Here is a 23,934-nt window from a genome sequence, read left to right as displayed (position 1 = left end):
AGGGTGCGGGCGGGCGGATCGTATGACAGGTGACTCAGCAACTGGAACGTCCACCGGCCGGCCCCGTCCACTCCCCCCTCCGCTCCGACCGTACCCCCGCCTCCGCCCGGGCCACCCTGACCACCGCGGGCCTGGTGACCGTCCTGCTCGGCGCCTTCCTGCCGATGCTGGACTTCTTCGTCGTCAATGTCGCCCTGCCGACCATCGATGCGCAGCTCAAGGCCGGGCCCGCGGTCCTGGAGCTGATCGCCGCCGGGTACGGCATCGCCTTCGCCGTGCTGCTGGTGCTCGGCGGTCGGCTCGGCGACAGCCTGGGGCGCCGCCGGCTGTTCCTGATCGGCGTCGCCGCGTTCGCCGTCACCTCGCTGGCCTGCGGGCTGGCCCCCACCGCCTGGACCCTGGTCGCCGCCCGGGTCGCCCAGGGCGCCTCGGCCGCGCTGCTGACCCCGCAGGTGCTGGCGATCATCACCGCCACCACCGCGGGCAACCAGCGGGCCCGCGCGCTGAGCATCTACGGCGCGGTGGGCGGCATCAGCGTGGTGATCGGCCAGGTGCTGGGCGGCATGCTGGTGCAGGCCGACCTGTTCGGCACCAGCTGGCGCTCGATCTTCCTGCTCAACGTCCCGTTCGCGCTGCTCACCATGGTGCTGGCGGTGCGTTCGGTGCCGGAGAACCGCTCGGACACCCCGAACCGGGTCGACGTGCCCGGCACGGTGCTGCTCAGCGTCGCCCTGCTCAGCCTCTTCGTCCCGCTGATGGAGGGCCGAGCGGTCGGCTGGCCGCTCTGGACCTGGCTGCTGCTCGCCCTCTTCCCGTTCGCCGCCTGGGCGTTCGTCGTGGTGGAGCGCCGCACCGAGCGGGCCGGCGGCAGCCCGCTGGTGCCGCTGTCGCTGCTGCGGATCCCCGAGATGCGCCGTGGACTGGGCATCGCCGTCCCGTACTTCGGCAACTTCGGCGCCTTCATGTTCATCATCGCGATCACCCTGCAGCAGGGCCTGAAGCTCAGCCCGGTGGACGCCGGGTGGGCGCTGGTCCCGCTGGCGGTCGGGTACTTCACCTCCTCGCTGGCCGGCCCGCGGCTGATCGGCCGCTTCGGCAGCCGGGTGATCACGGCCGGTTCGCTGATCAACCCGCTGGGCACCGTGGTCCTGCTGGTGACCGTGCTGACCGACTACCGCGGGCTGGGCGTGCTGACGCTGCTGCCCGGCATGGCGCTGACCGGACTCGGCAACGGCCTGATCGGGACCCCGCTGTTCCGGGTGGTGCTCGCCAAGGTGCCGCACGACCGGGCCGGGGTGGGCAGCGGGTTGCTGGCCACCACGCAGCAGTCGAGCCTGGCGCTGGGCGTGGCGACGCTGGGCACCCTCTTCCTCTCGCTGGAGCCCTCGCTCGGCACCGCGCACGGGCTCGCCCTGGTGCTCGGCATCGAGTTGGTCGGCGCGGCGCTGATCAGCTTCCTCAGCACCCGGCTGCCGCGCAGCATGGGCTGACGGACCGGCAGGTCCTCGCACTCCCGGGCCTTCTCCCGGGCCGCGAACCCGTTCGCCGCGGCGGTCCCGCGACTGGCACGATGGCACGATGATCCACGCTGCCGACACCCGCACCCGCCACGACCTCGCCGCCCTGGTCGCGTCCGGGACCCGACCGAAGTACCTGTTCTTCTGGGGCCACCGCCCGCAGCGCGACGGCAGCATCGGCACCGGCTCGCTCAGCCAGTGGTGGCCGAGCCGGTTCACCGTCGACGGCGTCGACTACGGCTCGGCCGAGCACTGGATGATGGCGCACAAGGCCCGGCTCTTCGGGGACGCGGAGACCGAGGCCAGGATCCTGCTCGCCCGCACCCCGGCCGAGGCGAAGAAGCTGGGGCGGCTGGTCCGCGGCTTCGACGAGGAGCGCTGGGCCGCCGCGCGGTTCGACCTGGTGGTGGCCGGGAACGTGGCCAAGTTCGGGCAGGACGAGGCGCTGCGCGACTACCTGCTCGGCACCGGCACCCGGGTGCTGGTCGAGGCGAGCCCGGTGGACCGGGTCTGGGGCATCGGGCTGGCCGCCCACGACCCGGGCGCGGACGACCCGGACCGCTGGCGCGGGCTCAACCTGCTCGGCTTCGCCCTGATGGCGGCGCGCGCCGAACTCGCCGGCCGAGCCGACTGAGTCCGCCGAGTCGGCTGAGCCGGGCCGAGCAGTCCGGCCGGGTGCACCGGCCGGACACGCCGCAGGGCCCGTACCGCCGCTGCGGTACGGGCCCTGCGGGCTGTGCGGCGGCCGAGCGTCAGCAGCCGATCAGACGGGCGCCCAGGTAGGACTTGACCTGGTCCAGCGAGACCCGCTCCTGCGCCATGGTGTCGCGCTCGCGGATGGTCACCGCATTGTCCTCGAGGGTGTCGAAGTCGACCGTGACGCAGAACGGGGTGCCGATCTCGTCCTGGCGGCGGTAGCGCTTGCCGATCGCGCCGGCGTCGTCGAACTCGACGTTCCACGCGGTGCGCAGGTCGGCGGCCAGGCCGCGGGCCTTCGGCGAGAGGTCGGCGTTGCGCGACAGCGGCAGCACCGCGACCTTGACCGGCGCCAGCCGCGGGTCGAGCCGCATGCCGACGCGCTTCTCCATCACGCCCTTGGCGTTGGGCGCCTCGTCCTCGAAGTAGGCGTCGAGCAGGAAGGCCAGCAGGGCGCGGTTCAGACCCGCTGCCGGCTCGATGACGTACGGGAAGTACCGCTCGCCGGACTCCTGGTCGAAGTACTTGAGGTCCTGGCCGGAGTGCTCGCTGTGCACCGACAGGTCGTAGTCGGTGCGGTTGGCGATGCCCTCCAGCTCGGAGAACTCGCTGCCGCCGAAGTTGAAGCGGTACTCGATGTCCACCGTGCGCTTGGCGTAGTGCGAGAGCTTCTCCTTCGGGTGCTCGAAGAAGCGCATGTTCTCGGTGCGCAGGCCGAGGTCGGTGTACCAGTTCCAGCGCTGCTCGAGCCAGTACTCGTGCCACTTCTCGTCATCGCCCGGCTTGACGAAGAACTCCATCTCCATCTGCTCGAACTCGCGGGTCCGGAAGATGAAGTTGCCCGGGGTGATCTCGTTGCGGAAGCTCTTGCCGACCTGGGCGATGCCGAACGGCGGCTTGCGGCGCGAGGTGGTCTGCACCGACCGGAAGTTGGTGAAGATGCCCTGCGCGGTCTCCGGACGCAGGTAGGCCAGGCCGGAACCGTCCTCGACCGGGCCGAGGTGGGTCTTCAGCATGCCCGAGAACTCCTTGGGCTCCGTGAAGGCGCCCTTGGTGCCGCAGTGCGGGCAGTTGAGGTCGGCCAGGCCGTTCACGGGCAGCTTGCCGTGCTTGGCCTCGTAGGCCTCCTCCAGGTGGTCGGCGCGGAACCGCTTGTGGCAGGAGGTGCACTCGGTCAGCGGGTCGTTGAAGGTGGCGACGTGGCCGGAGGCCTCCCAGACCTCGCGGGCCAGGATCACCGAGGAGTCCAGACCGACCACGTCCTCGCGGGCGTGCACCATCGTGCGCCACCACTGGCGCTTGATGTTCTCCTTGAGCTCGACGCCCAGCGGTCCGTAGTCCCAGGCGGCGCGGGTGCCGCCGTAGATCTCACTGCACGGGTAGACGAAGCCTCGGCGCTTGCTCAGGCTGACGATGGTGTCGATCTTGTCGGCGGCCACAGTGCTCTCTTCAGACGACGCCACACGGAGTGCGACGGCACGGTCAAGGCGCGGCTGGTTGCGCGCACCCGAATACCTCAGGTTACCGGGCGGGCGGGGAGGGGGTTCAAATCGATAACGGCCGTGACCGTTCGTGCAGGCGAACAGCAGCGGGCCGGCGGACCGGGGCCGACCGGCAGAGTTTGACAATCATTTTCAGATCAACCGACAATGGTTTTCATGAAGCTCCGACGCGCCCTCCTCCCCCTGACCCTGGCCGCCGCCGGATCCGTGCTGCTCACCGCCTGCGGCGGTGCGAGCGGCAGCGGTGGCAAGGCGGCCGACGGCCGGCTGGACGTGGTCGCGTCCTTCTACCCGATGCGGTACCTGGCCGAGCAGGTCGGCGGCGACCACGTGAAGGTCACCGACCTGACCGCCCCCGGCACCGAGCCGCACGACCTGGAGCTCACCGCCAAGCAGGTCGGCACCGTGCAGCGGGCCGACGCCGTGGTCTACCTCAGGGGCCTGCAGCCCACCGTCGACCGGGCCGTCGACCGGACGCACAGCCGGCACGTGGTGGACGCGACCGCACTCTCCCCGCTGGTCGACCACCCGCAGGACGGGCCCGACCAGGGGCACGACGAGGCGCACCACGACCACGACCACGAGGACGACGCGGCCCACGACGGGCACCGGCACACCGGCGGCGACCCCCACCTCTGGCTCGACCCGACCCGCTACGCCGCCGTGGCCCGGGGCGTCGGCGCCGGGCTCGCCGAGGCCGACCCGGCCCACGCCGCGACCTACCGGCAGAACGCCGACGCCCTGGTGGCCCGCCTCACCTCCCTCGACCAGGAGTACCGGGACGGACTGGGCAGCTGCCCGAAGCAGTCCTTCGTGACCAGCCACGCCGCCTTCGGCTACCTCGCCGACCGCTACGCGCTGCGCCAGATCCCGGTCAGCGGGATCGACCCGGCCGCCGAGCCCACCCCCGCCCAGCTGGCCCGGATCCACCGCAGCGCCGAGGCGGAGGGCGCCACCACCGTCTTCTTCGAGCCGCTGGCCGGACCGCGGCTGGCCGACGGCGTGGCCAAGGACCTGGGCCTGCGGACCTCGGTGCTCGACCCGCTGGAGGGCGTCCCGAACCCCGGCCGGGACGACTACTTCTCGGTGATGCGGCAGAACCTGACCAACCTGCGCGCGGCCCTCGGCTGCGCGGGCTGACGGAGAACGACGATGACGGACCGGACCGACCCCACCGCGGGCACCGTGCCGGCGCAGCCCGGCACCGACCGCCGGCGCACCGAGCACCAGCAGCCCGACCATCGGAGCGCCGACAGCCCCGCCACGAACCGCCCCGCCCCGACGCCCGTCGTGCGGCTGCGCGGCGCGCACGCCGCCGTCGGCGGCCGCCCGGTGCTGCGCGGGCTGGACCTCACCGTCGCGCCCGGCGAGGTGGTGGCCCTGCTCGGCGCGAACGGCTGCGGCAAGTCGACCGCGGTCCGGGCCGTGGTGGGCGCGGTGCCGTTGCAGCACGGCGAGCGCGAGCTGTTCGGAGTGCCGGGGCCGCGGTTCCGCGCCTGGCACCGGATCGGTTACCTGCCCCAGCGCAGTACCGCCGCCGGCGGCACCCCGGTCTCCGCCCGTGAGGTGGTCGCCGCCGGGCGGCTCTCCCGGCACCGGCTCGGGCCGTTCCGCCGCCGGGACCGGGCCGCGGTGGCGGCGGCGCTGGACGCGGTCGGGCTGGCCGACCGGGCCGGCGACCCGCTGGCCGACCTCTCCGGCGGGCAGCAGCAACGGGTGCTGATCGCCCGGGCGCTGGTCGGCGCGCCCGACCTGCTGGTACTGGACGAGCCGCTGGCCGGGGTGGACCTGGCCAGTCAGCAGGTGCTGGCCGACACGCTGCGCCGGGAGGTGGCCAGGGGCGCGGCGGTCCTGGTGGTGCTGCACGAACTCGGGCCGCTGGCACCGCTGATCGACCGCACGGTGCTGCTCCACGAGGGACGGGCCGCCACCACCGGCCGGCCACCGGCCGACCAGCCGCCGGTCGACCGGTCACCGGGCGACCCGTCGGTCGGCGAGCCGCAGCGGGCGGGGTGGTCGGCATGACCGGGCTGCTCCCCCTCGACCTGCTCTCCTACGACTTCATGCGCCGCGCCCTGCTCGCCGCCCTGCTGGTCGGCGCGCTGGCCCCCGCGGTCGGCAGCTACCTGGTGCAGCGGCGGCAGGCCCTGATCGGCGACGGCATCGGGCACGTGGCGCTCACCGGCGTGGGCCTGGGCCTGGTCTTCCGGACCAGCCCGGTCTGGATGGCCGTGCTGGTCTGCGTGCTGGCCGCCGTGGTGATGGAACTGGTCCGGGCCCGCGGCCACCAGCGCGGCGACCTGGCGCTGGCGATGCTCTTCTACGGCGGGATGGCCTGCGGGCGGCTGCTGATCAGCAAGGCGCCCGCGGCCGGCGGGAGCGCCGGCAGCCTGGACGGCTACCTCTGGGGCTCGATCCTCGCGGTGGACACCGGCGACCTGGTCACCATCGCGGTCCTCGGCGCCCTGGTGCTCGCGGTCACCCTGGGGCTGCGCCGCCAGCTCTTCGCGGTCTGCCAGGACGAGGAGTTCGCCCGGGTGACCGGCGTGCCGGTGCGCCTGCTCAACCTGCTGCTCGCGGTGCTGGCGGCGGTCACCGTCACGGTGGCGATGCGGGTGGTCGGGCTGCTGCTGGTGAGCGCGCTGATGGTGGTGCCGGTGGCCGCGGCGCAGCTGCTGACCCGCTCGTTCCGCGCCACCCAGGTGCTGGCGATCGGGCTGGGCGTCGCGGTGTCGCTCGGCGGGGTGGTCACCTCCTACCAGGCTGACGTGCCGCCAGGTTCGGCCATCGTGCTGCTCGCGATCGCGGTGTTCGCCCTCCTCGGTGCGCTGGCCGCGCCGCTGGCCCGGCGCCGGCACCGGCGGACTCCCGGTCCGGGACCGGTCCGGCCCGAACTCGGCCCGGCCCCGGGCGCGCGGGGCCCGGCCGGTGGAGGAGGCTGGCACAATGAGGTGTGACCCGCCCCGATCATCAGGAGGAGACCCGGTGACCACCGCAGGCCCGTCGCCACGCGCCCGCTCGACCAGGCAGCGCGCCGCCGTCTCCGCGGTGCTGGACGAGATCGAGGACTTCCGCAGCGCGCAGGAACTGCACGACATGCTCAAGCACCGGGGTGACTCGGTCGGCCTGACCACCGTGTACCGCACGCTCCAGTCGCTGGCCGACGCGGGCGAGGTGGACGTGCTGCGCACCGCGGACGGCGAGGCCGTCTACCGCCGGTGCAGCAGCGGGCACCACCACCACCTGGTCTGCCGGCTCTGCGGCAGCACCGTCGAGGTCGAGGGGCCGGCCGTCGAGCGCTGGGCGAACACGGTGGCCGCCGAGCACGGCTTCACCGACATCGCGCACACCCTGGAGATCTTCGGCACCTGCGCCGAGTGCACCGCCAAGCAGCAGGCCGGCCTGCGCTGAGCACGCCCCGGCCGGCCCTGCGGGGCCGGCCGGACGGACGACGGCCCCCGGCAGCGCGCCAGCGCCGCCGGGGGCCGTTCCGTTCGCGGTCAGCGCTGGGCCGGCAGCTCCGCGCCGTCGCCGGGCTCGTTGGGCAGCGCGCCGCCGAAGCGGCGGTCGCGCATCGCGTACTGCTCGCAGGCGCGCCACAGGTCGCGGCGGTCGAAGTCGGGCCAGAGCACGTCCTGGAACACGAACTCGGCGTAGGCCGACTGCCAGAGCCAGAAGTTGGACGTGCGCATCTCGCCGCTGGGGCGCAGGAAGAGGTCCACGTCCGGCATGTCCGGGTGGTACATGTACTTGGAGAGGGTCTTCTCGTTGACCTTGCGCGGGTCCAGCCGGCCGGCCGCGACGTCGGCGGCCATCGCCGCGGCGGCGTCGGCGACCTCGGCCCGGCCGCCGTAGTTGACGCACATGTACATGGTGACCGCGTCGTTGTCCTTGGTCATCTCCTCGGCCACCTGGAGCTCCTGGACCACGCTCTTCCACAGCTTCGGCATCCGGCCGGCCCAGCGGATCCGCACGCCCAGCGCGCCCAGTTCCTCGCGGCGGCGGGCGATCACGTCCCGGTTGAAGTTCATCAGGAACTTCACCTCGTCCGGGGAGCGCTTCCAGTTCTCGGTGGAGAAGGCGTACAGCGAGACGTTCTTGACGCCCATCTCGATCGCGCCCTGCATGACGTCGAGCACCACGCTCTCGCCGACCTTGTGGCCCTCGGTGCGGGGCAGGCCGCGCTCCTTGGCCCAGCGGCCGTTGCCGTCCATGACGATGGCGACGTGCTGCGGCACCAGCTCGCCGGGGATCTTCGGCGGCTTGGCGCCGCTCGGGTGCGGGTCGGGGGCGCGGTAGGTCCGCTGCTTGCTGCCGCCGAAGAGCCGTCGCGCTGCCATGCTCACTTCTCCACGTATCTCATCGAGCGGATGCCCCGCTCAAGGTGCCACTGCAGGTAGGCCGCGACCAGTCCGCTGCCCTCCCGCCAGTACCTGGGTTCGCAGGCGTCCGCCGTCCGCCAGTCTCCGGACAGCAGGGCGCCGAGCAGTACCAGTGTCTCAGGGGAGGGTACGGCACATCCGGGCACGCGGCAGTCCGCGCACAGCACGCCGCCGGCCTGCAGCGAGAAGAACCGGTTGGGGCCCTCCAGGCCGCACTTGGCGCAGTCGGTGAAGCTGGCGCCGTAGCCGTTGACGGCCAGCGAGCGGAGCAGGAAGGCGTCCATCACCAGGTGCGACTCGTGGGTGCCGGCGGCCAGCGTGCGCAGCGCGCCGATCAGCAGCAGGTACTGCTGGACCGCGGGCTCGCCCTCGTTCTCGGCGAATCGTTCCGCCGTCTCCAGCATGGCGGTGCCGGCGGTGTAGCGGCCGTAGTCGGTGACGATCGAACCGCCGTAGGGGGCGATGGTCTCCACCTGGGTGCAGAGCGGCAACGAACGGCCGACCAGTTCGCTCCCCCGGCTGAAGAACTGGACGTCGACGTGGGAGAAGGGCTCCAGCCGGGCGCCGAACTTGGACTTGGTCTTGCGGACCCCGCGGGCGACCGCCCTGACCTTGCCGTGCTGACGGGTGAGCAGGGTGATGATCCGATCGGCCTCACCGAGCTTCTGGGCGCGCAGCACGACGCCGTCATCGCGGATCAGACTCATTCCCCCATTCTCCCGCACGCCCGGCGGCGGCCCGCCCGCCGCCCGGGCCCGCTGTGGTCCCGCCGCCCGGGCAGCCGGATCCCCGCACCGGCACGGGGGTGGAGCCGGTGCGGGGACGACGGGCCCGGAGGGGGGAGACGGGCCCGGCTCGGGGGCCGGCGCGACCCGGCGCGCCGCCGGCGTCGGTGCGGGGCTCAGCGCGTGGTGCGGGCGGCTCAGCGCGGTGCGGCGGCTCAGCGCGTGGTGCGGGCGGCCGCCGCCAGCAGCCGCTCCACCGCCTCGGGGGACAGGTTCAGGCAGCCGCCCACGGTGGCCAGCGCGGCCCGCTCCTGCGGCACGTAGCGGCCGTCGGCGAGCGCCACCCGGGCGCCGCTCAGCACCAGCCGCTCCCGGCCCTGCTGGGCCAGGTGCGGGGCCAACGGCTTCAGGGTGGCCCGCAGTTCGCCGAGCAGCCCGTCGCCCGGGCCGCCGAGTGCCAGCGGCTCGACCGGGTCCAGGCCGATCAGCGCGGCCAGCGCCGCGAGCACCTGGGCCTCGCCGTACTCCTCGAAGCCGGCGCTGCGGATCAGCTCGCAGGCCTCGGCCCGGGCGGCGGCCGTGCCGGTGCCGCCGGCCGCCAGCATGGCCAGCGCGATGGTGTACTGGGCGTCCCGCAGCAGCGCGGTCAGCCGGCCGCTGGTGAGCTGCTCCAGGCTCTCCACGCCGTACCGGCCATGGCAGTTGGTGCACTGCACGCTGCCCAGCTCCGGGCCCAGCGGCAGCAGCGGAGTGCCGAACAGCCGCAGCCAGCGGCGGCCGCGCTGCCGGCGGTAGTTGCGGTCACCACCGCACCCCGGGCAGAAGAAGTCACCGAGCACCTCAGTCCGCCACCGCGGGCGGACACCCCACAACCGTGTCACGGTGCCAACTCCCCAGACTCGGCAGGCGGCCTGCTCGACGACGCGGCAGGTCACGCGACCGGCACGACGGCGGCCGCACGGCCTCTCGTCTCCGGTCCGTCGATGGTGCCACGGTTGCCGGACGGTGTCAGCACCCCGAACGGGTGCCGAAGCGAAAAAGTGTGGCCCAGGACACATCTGTTCCCAGGCCACACTCAGGAGTCGGGCGGAACCGGTCGGTAACCGATCAGCCTCCCGCAGGGGTCAGCGGCGGCCCGTCCGGTTGACGGCACTGATGATCGCCTTCAGCGAGGCGCGCACCGTGTTGCCGTCGATGCCCACGCCCCACAGCACCCGGCCGTCCACCGCGCACTCGACGTAGGCGGCGGCCAGCGCGTCGCCGCCCTCGCTCTGCGCGTGCTCGGCGTAGTCCAGTACTCGCACGTCGATGCCGATGCCGGCCAGCGCGTCGGTGAAGGCGGAGACCGGGCCGTTGCCGGAACCGGTCAGCTCGACCTCGGCGCCGTCCAGCTCGACCTGCACGGCCAGCGCGTCGCGGCCGTCCTCGGTGGTCAGCTTCTGCTGGTCGCGCAGCGCGATCCGGCCCCACGGGTTGGCCGGGGTGGGCAGGTACTCGTCCTGGAAGACCGCCCAGATGTCGGCCGGGGTGACCTCGCCGCCCTCGGCGTCGGTCTTGGCCTGGATGATCTTCGAGAACTCGATCTGCATCCGGCGCGGCAGGTCCAGCTTGTGGTCGTTCTTCAGCACGTAGGCGATGCCGCCCTTGCCGGACTGGCTGTTGACCCGGATCACGGCCTCGTAGCTGCGGCCCACGTCCTTGGGGTCGATCGGCAGGTACGGCACGCCCCAGGGGTACTCGCCGACCGGCACGCCGGCGGCCGCGGCGTCCGCCTCCAGGGCGTCGAAGCCCTTCTTGATCGCGTCCTGGTGCGAGCCGGAGAACGAGGTGTACACCAGGTCGCCGGCGTAGGGGTGCCGCTCGGGGACGCTCATCTGGTTGCAGTACTCGTAGGTGCGGCGGATCTCGTCGATGTTCGAGAAGTCGATCATCGGGTCGACGCCCTGCGAGAACAGGTTCAGCCCGACGTTCACCAGGTCCAGGTTGCCGGTCCGCTCGCCCTGCCCGAACAGGCAGCCCTCGACCCGGTCGGCGCCGGCCATCACGGCCAGCTCGGCCGAGGCGACCCCGGTGCCGCGGTCGTTGTGCGGGTGGGTGGAGAGCGCGACGAACTCGCGGCGGGACAGGTTGCGGGACATCCACTCGATCTTGTCCGCGTACACGTTGGGCGTGGAACGCTCCACCGTGGTGGGCAGGTTCAGGATGATCTCGCGGCCCCCGCCGGGCTGCCAGACGTCCATCACGCCCTCGCAGACCTCCAGCGCGAAGTCCAGCTCGGTGTCGATGAAGATCTCCGGCGAGTACTGGTAGCCGAAGACGGTCTCCTCCCCCAGCAGCTTCTCCGCGTACTCCATCACCAGCCGGGTGCCGTCCACCGCGATCTGCTTGATGTCGGCCTTGCTGCCCTTGAAGACCACCCGGCGGAACAGCGGCGAGGTGGCGTTGTACAGGTGCACGGTGGCGCGCGGGGCGCCGACCAGCGACTCCACGGTGCGCTCGATCAGGTCCTCGCGGGCCTGGGTCAGCACCGAGATGGTGACGTCCTCGGGGATCGCCCCCTCGGTGACCAGCGAGCGGACGAAGTCGAAGTCGGTGGCCCCGGAGGCCGGGAAGCCGACCTCGATCTCCTTGTAGCCCAGCTTCACCAGCAGGTCGAACATCTTGCGCTTGCGGGCCGGCGACATCGGGTCGATCAGCGCCTGGTTGCCGTCCCGCAGGTCCGTGGAGAGCCAGCGCGGCGCCTTGGTGATGACCTGGTTCGGCCAGGTGCGGTCGGCCAGGTCCACCGTGCCGAAGGGCAGGTAGCGCTGGAAGGGCATCCCGGAGGGCTGCTGGCGGACGGTGGCTGCGGTGATCGGCGTCGGGCGGTCGATGAACGCGCGGGCGACGGAAGACTGCTCAGTCATGTGATGAGACTCTCGGCTTCTCTATCGGATGCGGGCTGGTCGGGGTGGATGGTCACCCGACGGGCCGACTCGTGCGGCGCACTACGGCGTTTCACTGCACGCAGCACAGACTCCGCGGCGAGGGAGCCGGCCTCCGAACGGTCTTACAGGCCCTCGCCGCGGCAGCTAAGAAGAAGCAGCCCGTAACGCATGATGTGAGCCAGCGTAACCGAGCGGGCGGCGATGCCGAAGCGATCAGCGCGACATTTCCACTCCTTGAGACGGCGCCTGCGTGACAGCGGGCATTCGAGTGACCACGCTGGGTGTCATGAGCCAGCTCACCGCACCCCTCTGCACGATCGTGCCGCCCTACCTGCTGGACCGGCTGGCCGACCTCGGCGACGAAGGCGCCCTGCGCACCCGGCGGGCCGACGCCGCCCTGCGCTCGCTGCGCGCCGCCCGGGCGCCGCTCACCGCCGAGGAGGCGGCCGAGGCCGCCGCGGCGGCCCGCCCGGGACGCACCGTCGCCGATGCCGGACACACCGAACGGCTGCCCGGGCGCACCGTCCGCACCGAGGGCGGCCCGCCCACCGCCGACCCGTCCGTCAACCACGCCTACGACGGCCTCGGCGCCACCCTGGCCCTGCTGCTGGAGGTCTACGGCCGGCGCTCGGTGGACGGCGCGGGCCTGCCGCTGCACGCCACCGTGCACTACGGCCACGACTACGACAACGCGTTCTGGGACGGGCGCCGGATGGTCTTCGGCGACGGCGACGGCGTCCTGTTCGGCGACTTCACCGCCTGCCCCGAGGTGATCGGCCACGAACTGGCCCACGGGCTGGTGCAGTACAGCGCCGCGCTGGCCTACCGCGGCCAGTCCGGGGCGCTCAACGAGTCGGTGGCGGACGTCTTCGGCGCCCTGGTGAAGCAGTACGCGCTCGGCCAGCAGGCCACCGACGCCGACTGGCTGATCGGCGCCGGGCTGCTCGGCCCCGGGGTGCGCGGGGTGGCGCTGCGCTCGATGAAGGCCCCGGGCACCGCCTACGACGACCCGCGGCTGGGCCGCGACCCGCAACCCGCCTCGATGGACGCCTACGTGGTGACCGAGGCGGACGAGGGCGGGGTGCACATCAACTCCGGCATCCCGAACCGGGCCTTCCAGCTGCTCGCGGTCGAGCTGGGCGGCGCGGCCTGGGAGCGGGCCGGCCGGATCTGGTACGACGCGCTGACCGGGCCGGGAGTGCGCCCGGACACCGACTTCGCCGGCTTCGCCCGGGCCACCGTGGCGGCCGCCCGCGCCCGGTTCGGCGAGGGCCCGGTGCCCGAGGCGGTGACCGGCGCCTGGAAGCAGGTCGGGCTGGCGGTGGCCTGAGGCCCGGGCCCTCACCCGATCGGCGGACACGCGGGCGGGCCCGTTCTCAGGGAAATCCCAGCATCGGCCACCTCTGCGTAGCAGACTGGCGACCATGCGTATAGAGGTGACCAGGAGCGGCGGCTTCACCGGACAGCTGGTGCGCGCCGAGTTGGAGACCGCGAACCGGATCGACGCCCCGCACGTGCACGCGCTGGCCCGCGAGGCGGTGGCCGGTGCCGCCCGCTCCCCCTCCTACGGGGTGCCGGACGGCTACCACTACGCGATCACCGTCGACGGCCGCACGGTGCACTGCGCCGACCCCCGGCTGACCGACTCCCAGCGGGAGTTGATCGCGCTGGTGCTCCAGCAGGGCACGGTGGTCCCGCTCGGGGACCACCGGCTGACCCCCTAGGGCGCGTCAGAACCCGAGCTTGCGCAGCTGCTTGGGGTCGCGCTGCCAGTCCTTGGCCACCTTGACGTGCAGGTCGAGGTAGACCGGGGTGCCGAGCAGCGCCTCGATGTGCTTGCGGGCCGTGGTCCCGACGTGCTTCAGCCGGGCGCCCTTGGCGCCGATCACGATTGCCTTCTGGCTCTGCCGCTCGATGTAGACGTTGGCGTGGATGTCCAGCAGCGGGCGGTCGGCGGGCCGGTCCTCGCGCGGGATCATCTCCTCGACCACCACGGCCAGCGAGTGCGGGAGTTCGTCGCGCACGCCCTCCAGGGCGGCCTCCCGGATCAGCTCGGCGACCATGATCTGCTCCGGCTCGTCGGTCAGGTCGCCGTCCGGGTAGAGCGGCTGGCCCTTCGGCAGCAGCTTGGTGAGCAGCTCGGCCACCAGGTCGACCTGCTTGTCGCCGACCGCGGAGACCGGGATGATCTCGGCCCACTCGATGCCGAGCTCGACGCCGAGCGCGGCGATGGCGAGCAGCTGCTCGGCCAGCCGCTTGGAGTCGACCAGGTCGGTCTTGGTGACGATGGCCACCTTGGGGGTCTTCTTGATCTCGGCCAGTTCCTTGGCGATGAACTTGTCGCCGGGGCCGAGCTTCTGGTCGGCGGGCAGGCAGAAGCCGATCACGTCCACCTCGGCCCAGGTGCTGCGGACCAGGTCGTTCAGCCGCTCGCCCAGCAGGGTGCGGGGCTTGTGCAGGCCGGGGGTGTCGACCAGGACCAGCTGCGCGTCCGGGCGGTGCACGATGCCGCGCACCGTGTGCCGGGTGGTCTGCGGACGGTCGGAGGTGATCGCGACCTTCGTTCCCACCAGGGCGTTGGTCAGGGTCGACTTGCCCGCGTTGGGTCGGCCGACGAAGCACGCGAAGCCCGAACGGTAGGGGGCCGCCGGGGAGGAGGAGGTGTCGCTCATGGGCACCATTCTCCCTGATCCCTGCGGGGCGCCCGGACAACCCCCGCCGACCGGTCGCGGCGCCCGGCCCGCCGCGGCGGGCCGGGCGTCACTTGCGCTTCGAGGTCAGCGCGCCGAGCAGGGTGATCACGAGCAGCGCGATCGACCCGCCCAGCCAGTACGGCGAACCGGTCTCGTGCCAGCGGCCGAAGCCCATGACGACGGCCAGCAGTGCCGCGAAGAACCCCAGTGTGCCGAGCATCTCCCACCCCCTAGCGGTGAGATTATCCGCTCATCGCACTTAGCTGGGCGGGAGTCGCGGTGTCAGGCCTCCGCCCGCACCCGCAGCGCTCCGTCCGGCCCGGCCAGCAGCAGCGGGGTGCCGGCCCCGCCCAGGTCGCGCACCGCCGCCAGGTCCGCCTCGGCCGGCTGCTCGCCCGCCGTCACCACCGCGGCCGCCTCCAGGCCCCTGGCACCGCTGGCCACCGCCATCGCCACCGCCGTCTGCACCGCGGACAGCTTCAGCGAGGCCAGCTCGACCGTCCCGGCCACGTAGGTCCGGCCGGTCTCGTCCCGCACCGCCGCCCCCTCGGCGACCCCGTTGCGGGCCCGGGCGGAGCGGGCCAGGGTGAGGATCTTCTGGTCTTCGGGATCAAGGTCAGTCATGCGCCGAGCATAGCGAGGCGGCGGCGGGCCGGGCCCGGCCGGCCGTGCGACCGCGGCCCGGGCCGCTCAGAGGCGCAGTGGCCCGGGCCGCTCAGAGGCGCTCGGCGCCGTCCGGGTCGTCCGCCGACTGCGACAGGCCGACCGGGGCGGCCACCACGGTGCCGATCCGGTTGCGCCGCCCGGCCGAGCTCTCGGCGATCAGCCGGATCGCCACCAGCCCGAGCGGCCCGTCCTCCGGCACCGGGATCTCGCAGGCCGAGCCGGGGATCGGCACCCGGCCCAGGCGCTTGGCGAGCAGGCCGCCGACCGTCTCGACGTCCTCGTCCTCCAGCACGATCCCGAACAGCTCGCCGAGGTCCTCGACCAGCAGCCGGGCGGTGATCCGGAACGACCCGTCGCCCAGGTCCTCGATCGGCGCGATCTCCCGGTCGTACTCGTCGGTGATCTCCCCGACGATCTCCTCCAGGATGTCCTCGATGGTCACCAGGCCGGCCGTGCCGCCGTACTCGTCGATCACGATCGCCACGTGCGAGCGCATCTGCTGCATCTCGCGCAGCAGGTCGTCGACCGGCTTGCTGTCCGGGATGAAGACCGCCGGGCGCATCACGCTGTCCACCTGGTCGACCTCGGCCTCCGGGTTGACGTGGGTGCGCCGGACCAGGTCCTTGAGGTAGACGATGCCGACCACGTCGTCCTCGTTGTCCCCGACCACCGGGATCCGGGAGAAGCCGGAGCGCAGCGCCAGGGTGAGCGCCTGCCGGACCGTCTTGTGCCGCTCGATCATCACCAGGTCGGTGCGCGGCACCATCACCTCGCGCACGATGGTGTCGCCCAGTTCGAAGACCGAGTGCACCATCCGGCGCTCGTCGTCCTCGATCAGGTCGTCCTTCTCGGCGAGGTCGACCAGCGCGCGCAGCTCCGCCTCGGAGGCGAACGGCCCCTCCCGGTACCCCTTGCCGGGGGTGAGCGCGTTGCCGAGCAGGATCAGCAGCCGCGGGATCGGGCCGAGGATCCGGGCCAGCGGCAGCAGCACGTAGGAGGCCGCGGTGGCGGTGGTCAGCGGGTGCTGGCGCCCGATGGTGCGCGGCGAGACGCCGACCGCCACGAACGAGACCAGCACCATCACGCCGAAGGCCAGCAGGATCGCCTGCCAGGTCTGGTGCAGGGTGCGCACGCAGACCACGGTGACCAGCACCGCCGCGGCCATCTCGCTGGCCACCCGGATCAGGGTGGCCAGGTTGAGGTAGCGGATCGAGTCGCTGGCCAGGGTGAACAGCCGGCTCGCGCCGCGGCGGCCGTTGCGCACCGCCTCCTCGGCCCGGAACCGGGAGACCCGGGAGATCCCGGCCTCGGCGCAGGCGGCCAGCCAGCCGAGCACGATCAGCAGGCAGGCCCCGACCAGGAAGCCGGCACTGTCGCCGTTCATCAGTGGGTGGTCGGTGCCGGGGAGATCCCCGACAGCCCGCGACCGGCCCGCCAGTCGTCGAGGATCCGCTTCTGGAGGGCGAACATGATCTGCTCCTCCTCCGGCTCCTCGTGGTCGTAGCCGAGCACGTGCAGCACCCCGTGGACGGTGAGCAGCTGCAGCTCCTCGTCCATCGAGTGCTGGGAGGGGGCGGCCAGGCCCTGCGCCTTGGCCACCTCCGGGCAGAGCACGATGTCACCGAGCAGGCCCTGCGGCAGCTCCTCGCCCTCCTTGCCGGGGCGCAGCTCGTCCATCGGGAAGGACATCACGTCGGTGGGCCCGGGCAGGTCCATCCACTGGATGTGCAGCTGCTCCATCGCCTCGGCGTCCACGAGGATCACGGACAGTTCGGACAGCGGGTGGATCCGCATCTTGTCGAGGGCGAAGCGGGCGACGTCGAGGATGGCCTCTTCGTCGGCCTCCCAACCGGACTCGTTGGCGATGTCGATGGACATGGAGCGGTGTCAGCTCAGCTTTCGGTGCGATGGGGCTGTCGGGGTGCGCGACCGCGCGGGCCGCGCGGTGCGGTGGGCTTGCGGGCGGCCGAACGGTCGCCGTCCTCGGTGTTCTCGGCGTCCCAGCGCTCGTAGGCGTCGACGATCCGGCCGACCAGCTTGTGGCGGACCACGTCGGTGCTGGTCAGGATCGAGAAGTGGATGTCGGGGACCTCGGCCAGGATCTCCTGGACCACCTTCAGGCCGCTGCGGGTGCCGCCGGGCAGGTCGATCTGGCTGGTGTCGCCGGTGACCACGACCTTGGAGTTGAAGCCGAGGCGGGTCAGGAACATCTTCATCTGCTCGGGCGAGGTGTTCTGCGCCTCGTCCAGGATGATGAAGGCGTCGTTCAGGGTGCGGCCGCGCATGTACGCGAGCGGGGCGACCTCGATGGTGCCGGCCGCCATCAGCCGGGGGATCGAGTCCGGGTCCATCATGTCGTGCAGCGCGTCGTACAGCGGGCGCAGGTACGGGTCGATCTTCTCGTAGAGGGTGCCGGGCAGGAACCCGAGCCGCTCGCCGGCCTCCACCGCCGGGCGGGTCAGGATGATCCGGTTGACCTCCTTGGCCTGCAGCGCCTGGACCGCCTTGGCCATCGCCAGGTAGGTCTTGCCGGTGCCGGCCGGGCCGATCCCGAAGGTGATGGTGTGCCGGTCGATCGCGTCGACGTAGGTCTTCTGGTTGACCGTCTTGGGGCGGATGGTGCGGCCCCGGTTGGAGAGGATGCTCGCGGTGAAGACGGCCGAGGGGCTCTCGCCCCGGCCGTCCGGGTCGGCCGCGGCGCTCTTCAGCATCGCGATCGAACGCTCCACCGAGTCCTCGGTCAGCGGCTGGCCGGTGCGCAGCACCAGCATCATCTCGCTGAAGAGCTCCTTCACCAGGGCGATGTCCGCGCGGTCGCCGGTGGCGGTCACCTCGTTGCCCCGGACGTGGATGTCGGTGTCCGGGAAGGAGCGCTCGATCACCCTCAGGAGGGAGTCGGTGGCACCGAGCAGGGTGACCATCGGGTGCTTCTCGGGGATCACGATCCGGGCGGTCGACCCGTCGCCGCCGCGTGCGCCGGTCGGGGCGCTGGTCTGTGCGGTGTCACTCATCGGTTCGCTCATGGGTCGGCGCTGAGGCCTGCCTCATCCCATCCGTGTCTCGGGGTGCCACTCGGTCGGTTCCGGGGTCACCAGGGTACGCCGCGCAGGTGTTCGCTGTGACGCGGCCCGATCGATGGTGGGCCAGTTCCGGGGCCGGTGCCACCCCTTTTCGGCCCTAGGGCCTCTCTTACGGATCTTGCCGGGCGCGCGACGCCGGGCGCCCAACGCCGCGCGCTGATCCGACAAGATCCGTAAGAGAGGCCCTGGCCCCGACCGCCGGGCAGCCCGCCGCCGCCCTCACCGGCGCGGCGGCAGCGGGATCCGGGCCAGGTCCTCGGCCACCACCAGCTCGCCGTCGAAGTGCTCGCGGGCCTCGGCCAGGTGCCCGGCCAGGTCCGGGTAGCGCTGCGAGAAGTGGGTCAGCACCAGGGTGCGCACCCCGGCGGCCGCGGCCAGCCGGGCGGCCTGGCCCGCGGTGAGGTGGCCGTGCTCCTCGGCCAGGTGCTCGTCGGCGGCCAGGAAGGTGGCCTCGGCGACCAGCAGGTCCGCGCCCTCGGCCAGTTGCTCGGCCCCCGGGCAGAGCCGGGTGTCCATCACGAAGGCGAACCGCTGCCCGCGCCGCACCTCGCTCACCTCGGCCAGGGTGACCCGGCGCCCGGCGACCTCGACGCCGCCCTCGCGCTGCAGCCGCCCGACCGCCGGGCCGCGCAGCCCGAAGGCGGCCAGCTTCTCGGGCAGCAGCCGCAGGCCGTCCGGCTCGGTCAGCCGGTAGCCGAAGGAGTCCACCGGGTGGGAGAGCCGGACCGCCTCCAGGGTGAAGGACGCCCCGGCGGCGGGCAGCGGCCCCGCCGCGGCCACCGGGTGCTCGACCAGTTCGGCGGTCTCGTGGAAGGCGGTGGCCCGCCGCAGCCGGTCGAAGAAGACCTGGCCGCTGGCGGGGTAGTAGGCGTGCACCGGGTGCGGCACCCGGTCCAGGTTGATCCGCTGGATCACGCCGGCCAGGCCCAGGCTGTGGTCGCCGTGGAAGTGGGTGATGCAGATCCGGGTCAGGTCGGTGGCCGAGACGCCGGCGTACTGCATCTGCCGCTGGGTGCCCTCCCCCGGGTCGAAGAGCAGTCCCTCGCCGTCCCAGCGCAGCAGGTAGCCGTTGTGGTTGCGGTGCCGGGTCGGCACCTGGCTGGCCGTGCCGAGGACGACGAGTTCGCGCTGCGACACCGGATCAGACCATGCCCTCGCGCAGCGGCTTGCCGCCCAGGACGTGGACGTGGGCGTGGAAGACGGTCTGGCCGGCGCCCGCCCCGGTGTTGAAGATCAGCCGGTAGGCGTCCAGGCCGTCCTCGCGGGCCGCCTCGCCGGCCTCGGCGAGCAGCTCGGCGGCGATCAGCGGCTCGGCGGCGGCCAGCTCGGCGGCGTTGGCGTAGTGCGCGTGCGGGATGACCAGGATGTGGGTCGGGGCCTGCGGGTTGATGTCCCGGAAGGCGATGGTGTGGTCGGTCTTGCGGAGCACCGTGGCCGGGATCCCGCCCGCCACGATCTTGCAGAACACGCAGTCCGCCTGCGGCTCGCCGGCCATCTTCGGGTCTCCTCGTCCTGGGTACTGCCTGGTCCTGGGTACTGCCTGCTGACGGACCGCAGCCTAGCCGAGCCGCTGCGCCCGGCGGGCGCGGGTGCGCCCGCCGGGAAGCGCGGTCACAGCTCGGGCAGCGACGGCGCGGTCCTGGCCGGCGTCCCGGCCAGCGCGGCCAGCGCGAGCCGGACGCCCTCGGCCAGTTGCGGGTCCTCGCCGGCCGCCCAGTCGTGCGGCGCGATCGGCACCTCGACGTCCGGGGTGACCCCGCGGTTCTCCAGGCCCCAGCCGTAGTTCTCCAGCCAGGTCGCGTACTTGGGCTGGGTCACGCCGGTGCCGTCGACCAGGCCGTACCGGCTGTCGATCCCGATCACCCCGCCCCAGGTGCGCACGCCGACCACCGGGCCGATGCCGAGCGCCTGGATCGCCGCGTTGACCACGTCGCCGTCCGAGCCCGCGTGCTCGTCGGCCAGGGCGATCACCGGGCCGCGCGGTGCCTCGCCCGGGTAGGGGTCGGCGGTGGCCAGGCCGCGCCCGACGCTCCAGCCGATGATCCGGCGGGACAGCTTCTCGATGATCAGCTGCGAGGTGTGGCCGCCGCGGTTCTCCCGCAGGTCCACCACCAGGCCCTCCTTGGCCAGCTCCACCCGCAGGTCGCGGTGGAGCTGGGCCCAGCCGCCGCTCAGCATGTCCGGGATGTGCAGGTAGCCGAGCCGGTCCGCGGAGCGGCGGCGCACCTCGGCCCGGCGCCCGGCCACCCAGTCGTGGTAGCGCAGTGCCTCCTCGTCGGCGAGCGGCACCACCACCGGGTGGCGCTCGCTGCCGTCGGCCCGGCGCACCGTCAGCTCGACCGGCTGGCCCGCGGTGCCGGCCAGCAGCGGGGCCGGTCCGGTGACCGGGTCGACCGGGCGGCCGTCCACCGCGAGCAGCGCGTCGCCGGCCCGCACCGCGACGCCGGGCGCCATCAGCGGGGAGCGGGCCCGCGGGTCGGAGGACTCGCCGGGCAGGATCCGGCCGATCCGCCAGAGCTCGCCGTCGCGCACCAGGTCCGCACCGAGCAGCCCCTGCGGCCGGGCGGCGGCGCCGCGGGCGTGCGGGATGACGTAGGCGTGCGAGGTGCCGAGTTCGCCGACCACCTCCCAGAGCAGGTCGACCAGGTCGTCGTGCGAGCCGAGCCGCTCCACCAGCGGGCGGTAGCGGTCCAGCACCCCGGCCCAGTCGACGCCGCCGAGGTCGGCCCGCCAGAAGTTGTCCCGCATCAGGCGGCCGTTCTCCTCGAACATCTGCCGCCACTCGGCCGCCGGGTCCACGGTGACCCGCAGCCGGGCGAGGTCCACCCGGCTCTCGTCGTCCTCGCCGGCCTTCCGGTCGGCCGGCACGATCCGCAGCTCGCCGCCGTCCAGCACGGCCAGCCGGCTGCCGTCCCCGCTGACCTGGAACGCGTCCAGCCCGTCCACCAGCTGCTCGACCCGCAGCTTGCCCAGGTCGAAGCGCTCCAGCACCGGGCCGGGCCGCTCGTCGCCGGGGGCGGCCGCGTCGTCGCCGAGTTCGCCGACCACCGGGTACCGGGTCCAGAGCACCGCGTCCTTGGCGGTCCGCAGCTCGCCGAACCGGCCGCCCTCGACCGGGAACGGCACGATCCGGTCCGCCAGCCCCACCAGGTCCACCACGGTGGCCGGCACCGCCGGGGTCTCCTCGGCGGCCGGCTCCGCTGCGCCGTCCTCCCCCGCGGGCTTCTTCTCCTCCGGCTTCTCCTCCTCGGGCCGCGCGCTCTCCTCGGTCCCGTCGGTGGGCCGCCCGCCGCGCCGCGGGCCGAACGGCGAGGGCGTCTCGGCGGCCAGCGTGAGCAGGTAGGGGCGGCCGCCGGTCGGGAAGCCGAGGTCGAAGCTGTGCGCGTCGTAGACCGGGTCGAAGTTGCGCATCGAGAGGAACGCCAGGTGCCGGCCGTCCGCGGTGAAGGCGGGCGAGGTGTCGACGAAGCGCTGCGGGGTGGCCTCGGTGACGGTGCCGTTGGCGAGTTCGGCGAGCATGATCTGGCGCAGCGACCAGGGGCCCAGGGCTGGCTGCGACCAGGCCAGCCAGGCCGAGTCGGGGCTGAAGGCCAGGCCGGAGGCGTCGCCGTCGACGCTGCGGGCCAGCTCGCGCACCGCGCCGTCGGCCAGCGTGACCAGCAGCACCCGGCCGTCGGCCGCGGCCGCCGCCGCCTGCCGCCCGTCGGGGGCGACCACCAGCGCGAGCACCCGGCCCAGGTCGCCGGCCGCGAGCCGGTGCCGCTCGCCGCCGAGCACGTCGGGGGCGTACTCCAGGGCGTCCTCGCCCTCGGCGTCGGTCACCCAGAGCGCGCCCTGCGCCCCGCCGTCGGCGGTCGCCGGCACCACCCGGGCCAGCCGCCCGCGCACCGCGGGGGTCTCGTCCAGCACCCGGGCCGGGCCCTCCCGGTGGGTCAGCCAGTGCACGGTGCCGCGCACCACCACCGCGGCCGCCCGCCCGGTGGCGTCCGGGGCGGCCGAGCCGAGCCAGCCGGCCGCGGGCAGCGGGTAGCTGCGGCGGCCGCTGCGCGGGCCGGCCGGGCGAACCTCGAGGCGGCGCGGGCGGGCGGTGCCGTCCAGCGCGTCGAGCAGCCAGAGGTCGCCGCCGGCGTGCCAGACCACCCGGGTGCCGTCGGTGCTGGCGTTGCGGGCGTAGAACGGGGTGCCGAGGTCGGTGTGCCGGCGCAGGTCGGTGCCGTCGGGGCGGCTGGAGTAGAGCTGCCCGCTGCCCTCGTGGTCGCTCAGGAAGGCGATCCGCTCCCCCACCCAGAGCGGCGAGTCCAGGTTGCCGTCCAGGTCCTGGTGCAGCCGGGCGAAGTCCGCGCCGGTCCGGCCGATCCAGAGCCGCCCGGCGGTGCCGCCCCGGTAGCGCTTCCAGCGGGCCGGCTCCAGCGTGGGACCGGAGACCAGCAGCACCCGGTCGGCGGGCTGCGGGCCCTCGAAGGCCAGCGAGCCGATCGGCCCGTACGGCAGCCGGCGCGGCTCGCCGCCGTCCACCGGCAGCGCGAAGGCCCAGGTCTGCCGGGCGGTCGGGCGGCCCGCGTTGCTGGTCGCCACCGGCTCGCCCTGCGGGGTCCAGCCGCGCAGCACCGTGCGGCCCTGCCCCCAGTAGGTGAGCCGGCGAGCCTCGCCGCCGTCCACCGGGGCCAGGTGGACCTCGGCCGAGCCGTCCCGGGTGGCGGTCCAGGCGATCAGCCGGCCGTCCGGGGAGAACCGCGGATGGGAGACCGGGCACCGGTCCGCGGTCAGCCGCCAGGCCCGGCCGCCGTCCACCGGGGCGAGCCAGATGTCGTCCTCGGCGACGAAGGTGACCAGGTCGCCGTGCAGGTGCGGGTGGCGCAGGTAGGCGCCCACGGGGGTGCTCTCGGTATCCGTCACGGCGTCAGGTTATGCAGCCCGCCGCGACCGGGACCAGCGATTCACCGGAGAACAGCCCGGCCGGGGTGGGACCGTGGGGACCGCGCGCCGGGTGTCAGGACCAGCGGCCGGTGCGCCCGAGCAGCAGGGCCCCAGCCGCCACCCCCGCGGTCGAGGTGCGCAGCACCGAGCTGCCCAGCCGGTGGGGCCGGGCGCCCGCCTCGGCGAAGGCGGCCAGCTCCTCGGGGCTCACCCCGCCCTCCGGACCGACCACCAGCACCAGCTCGCCGGTCGCCGGCAGCTCGGCCGTGGCCAGCGGCTCGGCGCCCTCCTCGTGCAGCACCGCGGCGAAGGCCGCCGCGCCCAGCAGCGGCAGCAGCTGACGGGTCGTCATCGGCTCGTGCACCTCGGGGAAGCGCAGCCGGCGCGACTGCTTGCCGGCCTCCCGGGCGGTGGCCCGCCACTTGGCCAGCGCCTTGGCGCCGCGGTCGCCCTTCCACTGGGTGATGCAGCGCGCCGCCGCCCAGGGGATCACCGCGTCGACGCCGACCTCGGTCATGGTCTCCACCGCGAGCTCGCCGCGGTCGCCCTTGGGCAGCGCCTGGACCACGGTGAGCCGCGGGCTCGGCGCGGGCTCGGCGGCCAGCCGGTCCAGCGTGACGTCGAGCGCGTCCTTGCCGTGCACGGCGCTGACCGTGCCGTGACCGCCCAGGCCCAGGCCGTCGGTCAGGGTGACCGGCTCGCCGACCGTCAGCCGCTTGACCGCGGCCGCGTGCCGGCCCTCCGGCCCGTCCAGCCGGACCAGGGCGCCGGGCGCGCGGCCGGCCAGCTCGGCGGTGCTGACGACGAAGACGGGTGCGGTCATGGCGGG

23 protein-coding genes are annotated in these 23,934 nt (G+C 73.6%); 8 read left to right on the top strand and 15 right to left on the bottom strand.

The window, feature by feature from the left end; all coding sequences use genetic code 11:
- The first annotated feature begins 29 nt into the window (after positions 1–29).
- Positions 30–1,490 carry an MFS transporter gene (locus tag ACQRUO_RS05890; RefSeq protein ID WP_428314648.1) on the top strand — a complete coding sequence of 487 codons (1,461 nt, stop codon included), beginning with the start codon at positions 30–32 and terminating at the stop codon, positions 1,488–1,490.
- A gap of 88 nt (positions 1,491–1,578) precedes the next feature.
- On the top strand, positions 1,579–2,151 hold the full coding sequence (locus ACQRUO_RS05885) for an NADAR family protein (protein ID WP_428314647.1): 573 nt from the start codon (positions 1,579–1,581) through the stop codon (positions 2,149–2,151).
- A 118-nt stretch (positions 2,152–2,269) separates the two neighbouring features.
- On the opposite strand, the gene ACQRUO_RS05880 is transcribed toward ACQRUO_RS05885, so the two are convergent.
- On the bottom strand, positions 2,270–3,652 hold the full coding sequence (locus ACQRUO_RS05880) for a glycine--tRNA ligase (protein WP_428314646.1): 1,383 nt from the start codon (positions 3,650–3,652) through the stop codon (positions 2,270–2,272).
- A 219-nt stretch (positions 3,653–3,871) separates the two neighbouring features.
- On the opposite strand from ACQRUO_RS05880, the gene ACQRUO_RS05875 reads away from it, so the two are divergent.
- The 4 genes from ACQRUO_RS05875 to ACQRUO_RS05860 are packed head-to-tail and all read left to right on the top strand — an operon-like array spanning position 3,872 to position 7,126.
- Positions 3,872–4,855, top strand: a complete 984-nt coding sequence (locus ACQRUO_RS05875; protein ID WP_428314645.1) for a metal ABC transporter substrate-binding protein — start codon at positions 3,872–3,874, stop codon at positions 4,853–4,855.
- Positions 4,856–4,867: 12 nt separating this feature from the next.
- A complete protein-coding gene (locus ACQRUO_RS05870) occupies positions 4,868–5,740 on the top strand; it encodes a metal ABC transporter ATP-binding protein (RefSeq protein ID WP_428314644.1) in 873 nt (290 codons plus the stop codon).
- Positions 5,737–6,672: a metal ABC transporter permease gene (locus tag ACQRUO_RS05865; protein ID WP_428314643.1), complete on the top strand. Its 936-nt coding sequence runs from the start codon at positions 5,737–5,739 to the stop codon at positions 6,670–6,672. The genes ACQRUO_RS05870 and ACQRUO_RS05865 overlap by 4 nt, the downstream gene beginning before the upstream one ends.
- Positions 6,673–6,700: 28 nt before the next feature.
- Positions 6,701–7,126, top strand: a complete 426-nt coding sequence (locus tag ACQRUO_RS05860) for a Fur family transcriptional regulator (protein WP_428314642.1) — start codon at positions 6,701–6,703, stop codon at positions 7,124–7,126.
- Positions 7,127–7,215: 89 nt separating this feature from the next.
- Here ACQRUO_RS05860 and ACQRUO_RS05855 read toward each other — a convergent pair whose 3' ends face one another.
- The 4 genes from ACQRUO_RS05855 to leuA all read right to left on the bottom strand — a co-directional run bounded on the left by ACQRUO_RS05855 (position 7,216) and on the right by leuA (position 11,728).
- On the bottom strand, positions 7,216–8,055 hold the full coding sequence (locus tag ACQRUO_RS05855) for an isoprenyl transferase (protein WP_428314641.1): 840 nt from the start codon (positions 8,053–8,055) through the stop codon (positions 7,216–7,218).
- Positions 8,056–8,057: 2 nt separating this feature from the next.
- Positions 8,058–8,804: a DNA repair protein RecO gene (recO, locus tag ACQRUO_RS05850; RefSeq protein ID WP_428314640.1), complete on the bottom strand. Its 747-nt coding sequence runs from the start codon at positions 8,802–8,804 to the stop codon at positions 8,058–8,060.
- Between the two features lie 233 nt (positions 8,805–9,037).
- Positions 9,038–9,703, bottom strand: a complete 666-nt coding sequence (locus tag ACQRUO_RS05845) for a TerB family tellurite resistance protein (protein ID WP_428314639.1) — start codon at positions 9,701–9,703, stop codon at positions 9,038–9,040.
- Between the two features lie 243 nt (positions 9,704–9,946).
- A complete protein-coding gene (gene leuA, locus ACQRUO_RS05840; protein WP_428314638.1) occupies positions 9,947–11,728 on the bottom strand; it encodes a 2-isopropylmalate synthase in 1,782 nt (593 codons plus the stop codon).
- A 307-nt stretch (positions 11,729–12,035) separates the two neighbouring features.
- Between leuA and ACQRUO_RS05835 the strand changes: the two genes are divergently transcribed.
- Both ACQRUO_RS05835 and ACQRUO_RS05830 read left to right on the top strand, forming a co-directional pair.
- Positions 12,036–13,079 (top strand): M4 family metallopeptidase, encoded by a 1,044-nt coding sequence (locus tag ACQRUO_RS05835; RefSeq protein WP_428314637.1) that lies wholly within the window; start codon positions 12,036–12,038, stop codon positions 13,077–13,079.
- 94 nt (positions 13,080–13,173) lie between these two features.
- A complete protein-coding gene (locus ACQRUO_RS05830; RefSeq protein WP_428314636.1) occupies positions 13,174–13,473 on the top strand; it encodes a protealysin inhibitor emfourin in 300 nt (99 codons plus the stop codon).
- 6 nt (positions 13,474–13,479) lie between these two features.
- On the opposite strand, the gene era is transcribed toward ACQRUO_RS05830, so the two are convergent.
- From era to ACQRUO_RS05780, 10 genes are all read right to left on the bottom strand, one after another.
- Entirely contained in the window at positions 13,480–14,430 is a 951-nt protein-coding gene (era, locus tag ACQRUO_RS05825) for a GTPase Era (protein ID WP_428314635.1), read from the bottom strand.
- Between the two features lie 79 nt (positions 14,431–14,509).
- Positions 14,510–14,662: a hypothetical protein gene (locus ACQRUO_RS05820; RefSeq protein ID WP_428314634.1), complete on the bottom strand. Its 153-nt coding sequence runs from the start codon at positions 14,660–14,662 to the stop codon at positions 14,510–14,512.
- Positions 14,663–14,724: 62 nt separating this feature from the next.
- Entirely contained in the window at positions 14,725–15,066 is a 342-nt protein-coding gene (locus ACQRUO_RS05815; RefSeq protein WP_428314633.1) for a cytidine deaminase, read from the bottom strand.
- Between the two features lie 91 nt (positions 15,067–15,157).
- Positions 15,158–16,492 carry a hemolysin family protein gene (locus tag ACQRUO_RS05810; protein ID WP_428314632.1) on the bottom strand — a complete coding sequence of 445 codons (1,335 nt, stop codon included), beginning with the start codon at positions 16,490–16,492 and terminating at the stop codon, positions 15,158–15,160.
- The gene (gene ybeY, locus ACQRUO_RS05805) at positions 16,492–16,986 is read right to left on the bottom strand and encodes an rRNA maturation RNase YbeY (RefSeq protein ID WP_428314631.1); all 495 of its coding nucleotides are present in this window, start codon (positions 16,984–16,986) and stop codon (positions 16,492–16,494) included. The genes ACQRUO_RS05810 and ybeY overlap by 1 nt, the downstream gene beginning before the upstream one ends.
- Positions 16,987–17,000: 14 nt before the next feature.
- Positions 17,001–18,119 carry a PhoH family protein gene (locus tag ACQRUO_RS05800; RefSeq protein WP_428314630.1) on the bottom strand — a complete coding sequence of 373 codons (1,119 nt, stop codon included), beginning with the start codon at positions 18,117–18,119 and terminating at the stop codon, positions 17,001–17,003.
- A 288-nt stretch (positions 18,120–18,407) separates the two neighbouring features.
- A complete protein-coding gene (locus tag ACQRUO_RS05795) occupies positions 18,408–19,325 on the bottom strand; it encodes a ribonuclease Z (RefSeq protein WP_428314629.1) in 918 nt (305 codons plus the stop codon).
- 4 nt (positions 19,326–19,329) lie between these two features.
- Positions 19,330–19,683, bottom strand: a complete 354-nt coding sequence (locus ACQRUO_RS05790) for an HIT domain-containing protein (protein WP_428314628.1) — start codon at positions 19,681–19,683, stop codon at positions 19,330–19,332.
- A 116-nt stretch (positions 19,684–19,799) separates the two neighbouring features.
- Positions 19,800–23,084, bottom strand: coding sequence for a S41 family peptidase (locus ACQRUO_RS05785; protein ID WP_428314627.1), 3,285 nt, complete (start codon positions 23,082–23,084; stop codon positions 19,800–19,802).
- 94 nt (positions 23,085–23,178) lie between these two features.
- On the bottom strand, positions 23,179–23,928 hold the full coding sequence (locus ACQRUO_RS05780) for a 16S rRNA (uracil(1498)-N(3))-methyltransferase (protein ID WP_428314626.1): 750 nt from the start codon (positions 23,926–23,928) through the stop codon (positions 23,179–23,181).
- Between the last annotated feature and the right edge of the window lie 6 nt (positions 23,929–23,934).

It is taken from the genome of Kitasatospora sp. LaBMicrA B282, from assembly GCF_050325825.1.
In the GTDB taxonomy this organism is placed as follows: domain Bacteria; phylum Actinomycetota; class Actinomycetes; order Streptomycetales; family Streptomycetaceae; genus Kitasatospora.
The sequence above is the reverse complement of the archived record's forward strand: the minus strand, read 5'-3'. Positions and strand labels throughout refer to the sequence as shown.